General features: G+C 61.6%; 11 protein-coding genes. 3 read left to right on the top strand and 8 right to left on the bottom strand.

Annotated elements, in window-relative coordinates; genetic code table 11:
- The gene (locus POI8812_RS07955) at positions 1 to 813 is read left to right on the top strand and encodes an LpxI family protein (RefSeq protein WP_108782020.1); all 813 of its coding nucleotides are present in this window, start codon (positions 1 to 3) and stop codon (positions 811 to 813) included.
- Entirely contained in the window at positions 810 to 1979 is a 1170-nt protein-coding gene (gene lpxB, locus POI8812_RS07960) for a lipid-A-disaccharide synthase (RefSeq protein WP_108782021.1), read from the top strand. Before POI8812_RS07955 ends, lpxB begins: the two co-directional genes overlap by 4 nt.
- 195 nt (positions 1980 to 2174) lie before the next feature.
- On the opposite strand, the gene gltA is transcribed toward lpxB, so the two are convergent.
- Both gltA and gltX read right to left on the bottom strand, forming a co-directional pair.
- Complete coding sequence (gltA, locus tag POI8812_RS07965) at positions 2175 to 3467, bottom strand: citrate synthase (RefSeq protein ID WP_108782022.1); 1293 nt, start codon at positions 3465 to 3467, stop codon at positions 2175 to 2177.
- 153 nt (positions 3468 to 3620) lie between these two features.
- Complete coding sequence (gene gltX, locus POI8812_RS07970) at positions 3621 to 5030, bottom strand: glutamate--tRNA ligase (RefSeq protein WP_108782023.1); 1410 nt, start codon at positions 5028 to 5030, stop codon at positions 3621 to 3623.
- 45 nt (positions 5031 to 5075) lie between these two features.
- Here gltX and POI8812_RS07975 point away from each other — a divergent pair, with 45 nt between their 5' ends.
- Positions 5076 to 7169, top strand: coding sequence for a ComEC/Rec2 family competence protein (locus POI8812_RS07975; RefSeq protein ID WP_108782024.1), 2094 nt, complete (start codon positions 5076 to 5078; stop codon positions 7167 to 7169).
- Here POI8812_RS07975 and lexA read toward each other — a convergent pair.
- The 6 genes from lexA to POI8812_RS08005 all read right to left on the bottom strand — a co-directional run bounded on the left by lexA (position 7163) and on the right by POI8812_RS08005 (position 11986).
- Positions 7163 to 7846, bottom strand: a complete 684-nt coding sequence (gene lexA / locus POI8812_RS07980; protein ID WP_108782025.1) for a transcriptional repressor LexA — start codon at positions 7844 to 7846, stop codon at positions 7163 to 7165. The genes POI8812_RS07975 and lexA overlap by 7 nt on opposite strands.
- 62 nt (positions 7847 to 7908) lie before the next feature.
- Entirely contained in the window at positions 7909 to 9078 is a 1170-nt protein-coding gene (locus POI8812_RS07985) for a molybdopterin molybdotransferase MoeA (protein WP_108782026.1), read from the bottom strand.
- 10 nt (positions 9079 to 9088) lie between these two features.
- A complete protein-coding gene (gene moaC, locus POI8812_RS07990) occupies positions 9089 to 9559 on the bottom strand; it encodes a cyclic pyranopterin monophosphate synthase MoaC (RefSeq protein ID WP_108782027.1) in 471 nt (156 codons plus the stop codon).
- A complete protein-coding gene (trpC, locus tag POI8812_RS07995) occupies positions 9556 to 10359 on the bottom strand; it encodes an indole-3-glycerol phosphate synthase TrpC (RefSeq protein ID WP_108782028.1) in 804 nt (267 codons plus the stop codon). Before trpC ends, moaC begins: the two co-directional genes overlap by 4 nt.
- 24 nt (positions 10360 to 10383) lie before the next feature.
- Complete coding sequence (gene trpD / locus POI8812_RS08000; protein ID WP_108782029.1) at positions 10384 to 11400, bottom strand: anthranilate phosphoribosyltransferase; 1017 nt, start codon at positions 11398 to 11400, stop codon at positions 10384 to 10386.
- Positions 11393 to 11986 (bottom strand): anthranilate synthase component II, encoded by a 594-nt coding sequence (locus POI8812_RS08005; protein WP_108782030.1) that lies wholly within the window; start codon positions 11984 to 11986, stop codon positions 11393 to 11395. Before POI8812_RS08005 ends, trpD begins: the two co-directional genes overlap by 8 nt.
- Between the last annotated feature and the right edge of the window lie 91 nt (positions 11987 to 12077).

The raw sequence follows: 12077 nt of genomic DNA on the forward strand, positions 1-12077 counted from the left end.
ATGCCTGGGCTGGGCATCATTGCCGGGCGGGGGGACCTGCCGCGCCTGATTGCAGAGGCACGGGCCGGGGACGGTCAGAACTATCACGTCATCGCACTGCGCGATTTCGCGGGCGACTGGGTTCGGGGCCATCCGCACAGCCGGGTTGGAATGCTCGAGATCCGAAAATTGCTGGGTGCGCTATCCCATGCCGGTTGCGACGAGGTTGTGATGGCGGGCGGCGTCGAGCGTCCGAAGATCAATCCACTTGGCTTGGACACAAAAGCGCTCAGCTGGCTTCCCCGTCTCGTCCCGGCGCTGCGCAAGGGCGATGACGCCGCACTGCGCACGGTGCGCGCGCTGTTGGAGGGGGAGGGGCTGACCCTGCGCGGTGCGGATGAGGTGTTGGATGGCTTGCAGGTCGGGGCAGGTGTTCTTGGCGCCCATGGCCCGGACGCGCAGGCCCTCGCGGATATCGAACGGGCGGAAGCGCTCTTGGCGGCCATGGCCGAGCAGGATGTCGGACAGGGATGTGTTGTCCGCGGCGGGCTGGTGGAAGGGGTCGAGACGGTGAGCGGCACGGACGCAATGCTCGGTTTTGTGGCCGAAACGCGCGCGACTGAGCCTCGTGGCGGCGTCTTGGTCAAGCGGGTCAAGGCCGGGCAGGACCGCAAGCTGGATCTGCCGGCCATCGGGGTAGAGACGGTGCGCCGCGCCCATGCGGCCAATCTGGCTGGCATTTCGATCGAGGCGGACGGTACCCTGATCATGGGCAAGGCCGAGGTGGTCGCGGCGGCGGATGAGGCGGGCCTTTTCCTGGTGGCGCGGCCATGAAGCTATTTCTGATCGCGGGGGAGCCATCGGGAGATCGCCTCGGTGCAGCTTTGATGGCGGGCCTGAAATCAATTAACCCGGATGTAGAGTTCGCGGGCGTGGGTGGCCCGGCTATGGAGGCTGAGGGGCTTTCCTCTCTCTTCCCCATGCACGAGCTGAGCGTCATGGGTTTGACGGAGGTTTTGCCCAAGCTGCGCAGCCTCTTCCGCCGTCGTGATCAAGCGGCAGGGGCCTTACTCGCCTCTGGTGCGGATGCTCTGATCACAATCGACAGCCCCGACTTTTGTCTGCGTGTTGCGAAAAAGGCGAAAGCCGCAGGCTTTGCGAAGCCTGTCATCCACTACGTCGCGCCGTCAGTCTGGGTTTGGCGTCCAGGACGCGCGACCAAGATGGCACGGCATGTCGATCACGTACTGGCTCTATTGCCATTTGAGCCGCCCTATATGGAAGCGGCCGGGATGACCTGTGATTTCGTGGGGCACCCCGTCGTAGCCGAACCACAGGCAACGGAGGCGGAGGTTGCCGCGCTGCGCGACGCGTTGGGTCTGGGAGCAGCACGCACTCTCGTGGTCCTGCCCGGATCGCGCAACGGCGAGGTTGGGCGGCTTGGTGAGATCTTTGGAGAAGCTGTCGCGAAGGTTGCGACACCAGATATGCGTGTCGTCGTGCCCGTGACCGCGAATGTCGCCGATCATGTCGCGGACGTGACCGCGATATGGGATGTGGACGTCACCTTGCTCGACCCAAGAGGATTGCCCCCGCATGAAGCGGAGGCACGCAAGCGCGCGGCCTTCGCCATGGCAGACGCCGCATTGGCGGCCTCTGGCACCGTAGGGTTGGAACTTGCAATGGCCGGGTGCCCCGGTGTGATTGCGTATCGCATGGCTCCGATCACGACATTCCTCGTGAAACGCATGGTGAAGGTGCGGTTTGTGAACCTCGTGAATCTGCTGCTTGATCGTGGCGTGGTGCCGGAAGTTCTGTTGGACGATTGCACACCGCAGACCATAGCCAACGCGCTCAAACCCGTTCTGGACGATCCTGCTGCACGAGAGGATCAGCGAAACGGCATGGCACAGGCGATGCAGATGCTGGGGCAGGGCGGGGAGGCTCCGGGCCTGCGCGCGGCGCGTTCGGTGCTTGGGGCGATCGAGCGTCACGGCTAGGCCAGCGCAACCGCGCCGCCCCTTGGGGGCGGAACGGCGCGGCGCAACGGTGCCCGTTGCGCGGGTACGGTATTCAACGTCTGACTCATCGCGGCCAGAGCCCCCGGATCAGGTCCGGGGCATGTGTCGTCTACATTGCAAAACGCCCCACCTTTGTCAGGCAGGGCGTTCCAAAATTAAAGCTAAGAACGGACCTTACCGGTCTTCGACATTCACATAGTCGCGGTAGGCGGCACCGGTGTAGAGCTGGCGCGGACGACCGATCTTTTGCTTCTCGTCGCCGATCATCTCTTTCCACTGGGAAATCCAACCGACAGTCCGGCTCAGCGCGAAAATCGGCGTGAACATGGAGGTCGGGAAGCCCATCGCTTCGAGGATGATGCCCGAGTAGAAATCGACATTCGGGAACAGCTTCTTTTCGGCGAAATACGGATCGGCAAGGGCTTGTTTTTCCAGCTCTTTCGCGACCTGAAGTACGGGGTTGTTCTCAACACCCAGCAGCTCCAGCACCTCGTCGGCGCTTTCCTTCATGACTTTCGCGCGCGGATCGAAGTTCTTGTAGACGCGGTGGCCAAAGCCCATCAGGCGGAACGGATCGTTCTTGTCCTTCGCGCGTGCGATGAACTCTGGGATCCGGTCGACAGAGCCGATTTCCTGAAGCATCTCAAGGCAGGCTTGGTTCGCACCACCATGGGCCGGGCCCCAAAGGCACGCGACGCCCGCTGCGATACAGGCGAACGGGTTCGCGCCGGACGAACCGGCCAGACGCACGGTCGAGGTCGATGCGTTCTGCTCGTGATCCGCATGCAGCGTGAAGATGCGATCCATCGCGCGGGCGAGGATCGGATCGACGACATATTCCTCTGCCGGGACGGCAAAGCACATGCGTAGGAAGTTCGACGCATAGTCGAGGTTGTTGTCGGGGTAAACGAAAGGCTGACCGATGGAGTACTTGTAAGCCCAGGCCGTCACCGTCGGCACTTTCGCGATCATGCGGATCGAGGCGACTTCACGCTGCCACGGGTCGTTGATGTCGGTGCTGTCCTGATAGAAGGCAGACATCGCACCCATCACACCGCAGACGATTGCCATCGGGTGCGCATCGCGGCGGAACCCGCGATAGAAATTCATCATCTGCTCGTGCAGCATCGTATGCTTGGTCACACGACCTTCGAAATCTTCCAGCTGTGCGGCGGAGGGAAGCTCACCGTAGAGCAGCAGGTAGCACACTTCGAGGTAATGCGACTTGGCCGCAAGCTGGTCGATCGGATAGCCGCGGTGCAGCAACTCACCCTTGCCGCCATCGATGAAAGTGATCGCACTCTCACAGGACGCGGTGGAGGTGAAACCCGGATCAAAGGTGAACACATCTGCCTGCCCATAGAGCTTGGAGATGTCGACAACGTCGGGGCCCGCGGTTGGGCTCATCATACCCAGCTCGTAGTCCTTACCGTCAATGCTCAGCTTTGCGGTCCGTTTTTCGCTCATTGTGTAATCCCTGTAATCGGCGCCAACCTTGTGGGAGAGGTCAGCAGGACCCCCTCCCGCAAGAGGCGGGGCCCGTGGTGGAACATGTTGTGGGGATTGGGGCCCCCAGCGCCCCCGAACGTTGCCGGGGGATGGTTCGCCCGTCTCCCCGCGTTATGCAGGGGCGAGCTGGTCTTCGATCCGGGCAAGGCTTTCGTCGCGGCCCAACTGGACCAGAACGTCGAAGACACTCGGAGACGTCGCGCGACCCGTCAGCGCAGAGCGCATCGGTTGCATGACCTTGCCAAGTTTGAGGTCTTCTTCCCCGGCGAAGGCCTTGATTTCGGCCTCCAGATCGTTGAGCGACCAGTTAGCATTCCGCAGGCGCTCAGTCAACTTTTCCAGCATACCACGGGATACATCATCCAGTTGTTTGGCCGCTTTTTCCTCAATTTCGAGGGGGCGTTCGGCGCGCAAATAGTATGACATATCAACAAGATCAGCGTAGGTCTTAGCGCGATCTTTAAGGGCCGACATTGCCTGTGTAATCTTTTCGTGACGGTGCGTGTCTGGCACCGAATTATGTTGCAGTGCCATAAATTCGAGCATCGCTTGCGTCAGTGCAGCGTCATCGGTCGCACGAATATGTTGTCCCGAAAGGTTATCGAGCTTCTTGAAGTCGAATCGAGCCGCTCCTTTAGAGATCGCGTCCAGACTGAACCACTCGATGGCCTGTTCGGTGGTGAAAAACTCTTCATCCCCGTGGCTCCACGACAGGCGGGCGAGGTAGTTGCGCATGGCCGCAGCCGGATATCCCATGTCGCGATAGCTCTCGACGCCGGGTGCGCCATGACGTTTCGAGAATTTTGCGCCATCTGGTCCGTGGATCAGCGGGATGTGGGCGAAGGTCGGGCGCTCCCAACCCATTGCGTCAAAGATGAGCACCTGACGGGCTGCATTTGTCAGGTGGTCGTCTCCACGGATCACATGGGTAACACCCATATCGTGATCATCGACCACAACGGCCAGCATATAGGTCGGACTGCCATCTGATCGCAGGATGATCAGATCATCGAGCGTCTCATTCTTCCAGCTCACGTCCCCCTGTACGGCATCCGCCACACGCGTCTCACCATCGCGCGGAGCTTTCACGCGGATCACGAACGGTGCGTCGGGATGGGTCGAGGGCTCGGCATCGCGCCATGGGGACTGAAAAACCGTGGATCGCCCTTCGGCCTTTGCAGCCTCACGAAATGCCGCGATTTCATCTTGTGTGGAAAAGCATTTGTAGGCGGCCCCCTTCGCCAGCATCTCGTTCGCCACCTCTGCATGACGCTCGGCCCGGCTGGCCTGACTGACGGCCTCCCCATCCCAGTCAAGACCGAGCCAGCGCATTCCCTCAAAGATCGCCTCGGTGGCTTCGGGTGTAGAGCGCGCCTTGTCAGTATCTTCGATACGCAACAGGAACTTGCCGCCATTTGCGCGGGCAAACAGCCAGTTGAAGAGCGCCGTGCGCGCGCCGCCAATGTGAAGAAAACCAGTCGGTGAGGGGGCAAAGCGGGTGATGACGGGCTGCGTGCTCATAGGAGTTAACCTTTCAGTAACCGTGCGGACGGCAGGATTTGCCTTGTGTCTAAACTGTATGAGCCCCCGGCCACAAGGCGACCGGACCTTGCCTTCCTGCTGCCCTTACTGGAACCGCAGCGGCGGCGTCTGGTACTCTGGGTGCCCGTCTTCCTCGCAGCCGGGATAGCACTCTATTTCGCCTTGCCTGTTGAGCCTTCGCGGCTGGAATATGGCACGAGCCTTATCTTGGGCACTCTCTTTCTGCTGCTTGGGTTGAATTGGCGGCAAAGGCTGCTGAGAGCGGCTACGTGCGGTGCCGTTGCGGCCATCTTGCTGGGGTTCGGCCTCGCGGCGCATCGGACGCATCACGTCGCGCATCCGGTCCTCACGTCCGATTTTTACGGCACGGTCACAGGAACCGTTGTCGGCATCGGTCGCAGCGCTGGTGGCAATCCGCGACTGCTTTTGGACGATGTGGTGCTCTATGGCGGTCCGCCGGTCGCGCGGGTCAGGATCGCCTTTGTAGGTCAGGATCTGGCGGACGGTCTGGCTGGGCGGCGCATCATGGTCACTGCACGCATCGGCCCACCCGGCGATCCGGTAGAGCCCGGTGGCTTCGACTTTCGCCGTATGGCTTACTATGAGCGGCTCAGCGGTGTCGGCTACACGGATGCGACCGTGTTCATTCAGCCCGATCCCCCTCGCGCTCCGGTTCTAAGGGCCCGGATGCAGGTCGCAGATGGGTTGCGCACTCGCATGGAGGCGCCTGCATCCGGCTTTGCGGCAGCAATCCTTACGGGAGACCGATCAACCGTCGATCCGGCAAGTCTTGAGGATCTGCGAGCCTCCAACCTCGCGCATCTGCTTGCGATTTCTGGTCTGCACATGGGGTTGCTGACCGCCTTCATCTTCGCGTGTGTGCGCGGGGGCCTCGCTCTGATCCCAAGCGTGGCACTACGCTACCCGATCAAGAAATGGGCGGCGGTGGCGGCCCTGTGCGGCGGGGCGGTGTATCTGGTGCTTTCGGGGGGAGCGGTGGCCACACAGCGCGCCTTCGTGATGACGGCCGTCGTGCTGATTGCAGTGATCATCGACAGGCCGGCCTTTACGCTGCGCGGCGTCGCGTTGGCCGCAACGATCATTCTGATCTGGCGGCCCGAAAGCCTGTTCGGGGCGGGGTTTCAGATGTCATTTGCCGCCACGGCCGCCCTTGTCGCCGTGTTCGAAGGATTGCGCAGCCAGCCGTGGTGGCGGGATGAGGGCCGGGGCTGGGTCACCCGGTTTCGCGCCCCGATTGCATTGCTGATCACCTCCAGTGTCGCGGGGGCGGCGACCGCACCGATCGGTGCATTTCATTTCGGGCAGATGAGCCAGCTTGGCCTGATCGCCAATCTGTTGGCGGTCCCGATCATGGGCATGATCATCATGCCTAGCGCTGTGATTGCCGCCGTTTTGTTCCCCCTCGGCCTTGATGGGATCCCCCTCCATATCGCGCAGGTCGGGATCGAAACCGTCCTGGGCATCGCAGGCTGGGTGGCCGAATTGCCGGGCGCTGTTCGCTATGTGCCCGCAGCACCGCCTGTTGTCCTGCCCTTGTTGGGGGGGGGCCTGTGTTGGGCGGTCCTCTGGACGGGGTGGGGGCGTCTCATCGCTTGCCTTCCTGTGGCCTATGCACTGACGCTCTGGTTGCAGGTGGAGCGTCCTCACATTCTGATCGACGCAGGCGGGCGGATGATTGGCGTCATGACTGTGGACGGACGCGCCCTCAGCCGGGCACAGGGCAACAGCTTTGCCGCTTCCACGTGGCTGGAAAATGATGGCGATCCCGTAGGACAGGAGGGGGCGGCGGCACGTTGGGTCGCGCAAGCGTCAACCGGCGCACGCACCATATCCACAAATGACTTCACCCTGCATCACGTCACGGCGCGCAATGTCTGGCCCGTCCTACCTGACTGTGACGGTCCGACACTCAACCTTGTCACAGGCTGGCAGGGGGACTTGCCGGATCTTTGCGGAACGGTGATCACACGCGCCGACTTACAACGCCGTGGGGCACTTGCAATCCGCCTGACCGCGGGACGGCTTGAAATTGTCAGTGTCCATGACGGCCAGCCTGACCGCCCGTGGACGCGGGACCGCCGCAGCAGCGATCAATAAGTGCGGATCAATCCGACCAGCTTGCCCTGAACCTTCACCTGATCATCGCGATAAACGCGGGTCTCATAGGCCGGGTTCGCGGCCTCTAGGGCAACGGCAGAGCCACGCTTGCGCAGGCGCTTCAGCGTCGCTTCCTGATCTTCGACCAACGCAACGACGATATCCCCACTATCTGCGTCATTCTGCTCTTGAATGACAACAATATCGCCATTGTTGATCCCAGCATCGATCATCGAGTCACCCTTGACCTCCAGGGCATAGTGTCGGCCGCCACTTGCCAACATGCCGCCGGGTACCGCGACAGCCGCGGAGGCCGTCTGGATCGCCTCAATCGGTGTCCCCGCTGCGATCCGACCCATGACCTGCAATTCGACTGCTGCAGCTTCGACCTGAAGGGCCGCCCGCGGCCGTTCTGTCAATCCGCCAGAAACAACTGTCGGGGTGAAGCCACCCGGCTCGGACGCGTCGGGCATCCGCACAATTTCGATCGCACGGGCACGGTGGGCGAGACGTCGGATAAAGCCACGCTCCTCCAACGCCGTAATCAAGCGATGGATCCCGGATTTCGATCGTAGATCCAGCGCCTCCTTCATTTCGTCAAACGAGGGGGAAACACCGTCCTTCTGAACACGGCTGTGAATGAAGTTGAGCAGATCGAGTTGCTTACGGGTCAGCATCGGTATTCCCCTTGCAGGTGATATCTCGACCCCGTTCTACAAAAGTTCTTGTTTTGTGTCAACTAAAGGTCTGAAAGGGGAACGAAGGGAACACGCGCGCCCTGTTTCAGGGGCGGAGCATTCGGTTCCCGCACCACAAGGGCGTTGGCATTCGCGATGACGCTGAGCAGTGAGGAATCCTGCCGGTCAAAGACCTTGACGGTATCACCCGAAACCAGCGCTCGCATGTAATGCTCACGCCCACCATTCGCGCCCAGGTCATGCGATAGGGCCGCACTGCGCCGCGGCAGGGCGCGTTGGGGCAGACCGAGCATTGCGTCGATCAGTGGTCGAAGGAACACATGGGCACAGACCAGCGCGCTGACAGGGTTTCCCGGTAAGCCGACAATCATCTGCTTCTGAAAACGCCCGGCCATCAGCGGCTTACCCGGGCGCATCCGAACCTTGTTGAATGACATTTCACCGCCCAGAACCTGCGCCACAACATCATGGTCACCGACAGAGGCACCACCAAGCGTCACGACCAGATCGCAGTCCGACGCCAGGGCAAGGGTCGCGCTAAGGCTTTGCGCCGTATCCCGTGCGATGGGCATGATATGGGGCAACGCGCCTTGCGCGCGCAGGATTGACGCGACCCCGTAGATATTCGAGCTGACAATCTGTGACGGACCCGGCGCCTCACCGGGCACCACCAGTTCATCCCCAGTCGCGATCAGCGCGACACGTGGCTGACGTCGCACGGGCACGTGCGCGATATTCATCGCGGCAAGCAGGGATTGCCGGGCGGGGCTGATACGGCAGATATCGAGTGTGTCTCCAACCTCGAAATCTCCGCCAGCCGGTCGCAGATAGGGGCTCTCGTCAAGATTGTCGCCCACCGTGATGGTGTCGCCATCACGCCGCACATCTTCCTGGATCAGGATACGGTCCGCGCCCTCAGGCACAGGTGCGCCGGTGAAGATGCGCACAGCTGTTCCCGCCGTTACCGTGCCGTGCCAAGCGCCGCCCGCCGGAATTTCAGCCAGAACCCGGAGTGTGGCGCCGGGAACGATATCGGCACTCCGAACGGCATACCCATCCATCGCGGAGGCGGGGAAGGGGGGCTGCGTGCGCTGCGCCGCAACCAGATCAGAAAGTACGCGCCCTTCCGCCCGGACCAGCGGCACGACCTCGCCCGGCATCACCCGACAAAGGGAGAAAAGATGCGAGAGGGCTTCGTCGACTGTGATCACAAAAGGGGCCTCACTCTTCGGCGGCGAAGCGGCCAGACTTTCCGCCGTCCTTGAAGACCAGCCGGATGTCGGTGATCTGCATATCCTTCTGCACGGCCTTGACCATGTCGTACACGGTGAGCGCAGCAATGTTGACGGCGGTGAGCGCCTCCATCTCCACCCCGGTCTGACCCGTCGTTTTAACCGTCGCTTCAATGGCGACACCGCGGTCGTTCAGCTCGAGCTGAACCGAGACTTTCGACAGCGGCAGGGGATGGCAAAGTGGAATCAGGTCGGCGGTCCTTTTGGCCCCCATGATCCCGGCCAGCTGCGCCACGGACAGAACGTCGCCCTTCTTGGCCTGACCGCTCTTGATCAAGTCAATTACATGCTGGGCCATGACGACCTGACCGCGTGCGATGGCTGTGCGAGTGGTGACAGATTTATCCGTCACATCAACCATATGGGCATCGCCCTCGGGCGTGAAATGGGTCAGGCTCATGCTGGGACCGGGTCAGATAGAAGATTGCGCGTCGCTGCCTCGACATCCTCTTTGCGCATCAGACTCTCGCCAATCAGGAAGGTCCGGGCACCATAACCGGACAGCTTTGCCAGATCTTCCCGCGTGGCCATTCCGCTTTCAGAGACAAGCAGACGCTCGCCGCCGACGCGCGCTCCAAGATCCCGCGTCACATCAAGAGACGTCTCGAACGTCTTGAGATTGCGATTATTTATCCCGATCAGGCCGGATTGCAACATCAGCGCGCGGTCGAGCTCCTGCCCGTCATGCACTTCGATCAACGCGCTCATGCCCCACGCACGCGCCGCATCTTCTAACTCAGTTGCCTGACTTTCGCTGACTGACGCCATGATGATCAGAATGCAATCCGCACCCAAGGCTCGTGCCTCGGCCACCTGCCACGGATCGTACATGAAATCCTTGCGAAGAACGGGTAGGCTCACGGCCGAACGTGCCGCGACCAGATAGTCCTCGTGACCTTGAAAGCTGGGCGCGTCCGTCAGAACGCTCAGGCAGGTCGCGCCACCCCGCTCATATTGCGCGGCGAGGTCTGCGGGCTCGAAGTCGGCTCGGATCAGGCCCTTTGACGGGCTGGCTTTCTTGACTTCGGCAATCAATGCGTATCGGCCCTCGGACACCTTGCGGCGCAGGGCACCCTCGAAATCGCGTACGGGTGACGCAGATTTTGCCGCCGCTTCAACCTCGGCCAGCGGACGCTGCGCCTTGCGGGCTGCGACCTCCTCCAACTTATAGGCTTTGATGCGATCCAGAACATTGGTCATACAAGTTACTCGTCTTGGCGGGGCTCAGCCCGCTGTGGTCACGCGGGCGAGGCCCTCAACTTTTGATAGGGCTGCACCGCTGTCGATGCTTTCCTGCGCCATATCGACCCCCTCAATCAGGCTGCCTGCGCGGTCTGCGATCACAAGGGCGGCGGCGGCGTTCAGCAACACCGCATCGCGATAGGCAGAATGTTCACCATTGAGCAGCGCACGGAAGGCCACGCCATTTTCTTCCGGCGTGCCGCCCAGGATCGCCTCGAACGGATGGACCGGCAGGCCGGCATCCTCGGGGTGCACTTCTCGCTCTGCCACGATCCCGTCTTCGAGGGCGGCAATCCAGCTGATGCCGGTGATCGTCAACTCGTCCGTTCCGTCAGACCCGTGGACGAGCCATGCCTTCTCCGAACCCAGCGCCCGCAATGTTTCCGCCATCGGGCGGATCAGATCGCGGCTGAAGGCACCGGTCAGCTGGCGTTTGACGCCTGCGGGGTTGGTCAGCGGGCCCAGGATATTAAAGATGGTGCGCGTGCCCAGTTCCTGACGCGCGGGCATCACATGGCGGATCGCCGGGTGATGCATCGGGGCCATCATGAAGGCGATCCCAACCTCGCCGAGCGCCTGCTCAACAACGTCAGGTCCGACCATGACGTCGATCCCCATCTGGCCGAGCGCATCTGCCGCACCTGATTTGGAAGAGAGGTTGCGATTGCCATGCTTGGCCACGGGAACTCCTGCGCCTGCGACTACAAAAGCCGTGGCGGTTGAGATATTGAGCGTTCCTTTTCCGTCACCGCCGGTGCCGACAATGTCCATCGCACCCTCAGGCGCGCGCACGGCATTGCACTTCGCCCGCATCACGGCGGCTGCCGCGGCATATTCGTCAACTGTTTCGCCGCGCGTGCGCAGCGCCATCAGAAATCCGCCAATCTGATGTGCGGTTGCTTCGCCCTCCATCAACACGCCAAAGGCCTGCTCGGCCTCCGCGCGGGTGAGGGGCCGTTCGCAGGCAGCCCCGATCAGCGGCTTGAGCGTATCAGGCATGTGCGGCCTCTTTTTCGTGCGCAAGGTCAAGGAACGTGCGGATCATCTGGTGTCCATGTTCGGACGCGATGCTCTCTGGATGGAACTGAACGCCGTGAATGGGGAGCGTCTTGTGGCTCAACCCCATCACAGTGCCATCGGCCACATCTGCGGTGATCTGAAGGCAATCGGGAATGGTGTCCCGCGCAACGGTCAGGGAATGATAGCGCGTCGCGGTAAATGGCGAGGGCAGCCCCCTGAACAGTCCGCCCTGGTCATGCCGGATTTCATCGACCTTGCCATGCATGATTGCATCCGCGCGCACGACCTTGCCGCCGAAATATTGCCCGATTGTCTGATGCCCCAGACACACACCCATCAGCGGGATACCTGTCTCGGCCGCGGCGGCCACCATATCGAGGCAAATCCCTGCCTGATCCGGGTCGCACGGGCCGGGAGAGAGCAGAATTGCCGTCGGGCGCAGCGCCATTGCCGCCTGAATATCGATGGCATCGTTGCGCTCAACCCGCACATCCGCGCCCAGTTCACCGACATAATGCACCAGATTATAGGTGAAGCTGTCATAATTATCTATAAGAAGCAGCATGTAAGGGTTGCCTTCGACCTTGAAGCGGGCTTGTCTTAAGAGGTTCTTACACCCGAGCGCGCCGGGTATAAATGCGCGAAGGGCCTGAGCG

This window comes from Pontivivens insulae, from assembly GCF_900302495.1.
In the GTDB taxonomy this organism is placed as follows: domain Bacteria; phylum Pseudomonadota; class Alphaproteobacteria; order Rhodobacterales; family Rhodobacteraceae; genus Pontivivens; species Pontivivens insulae.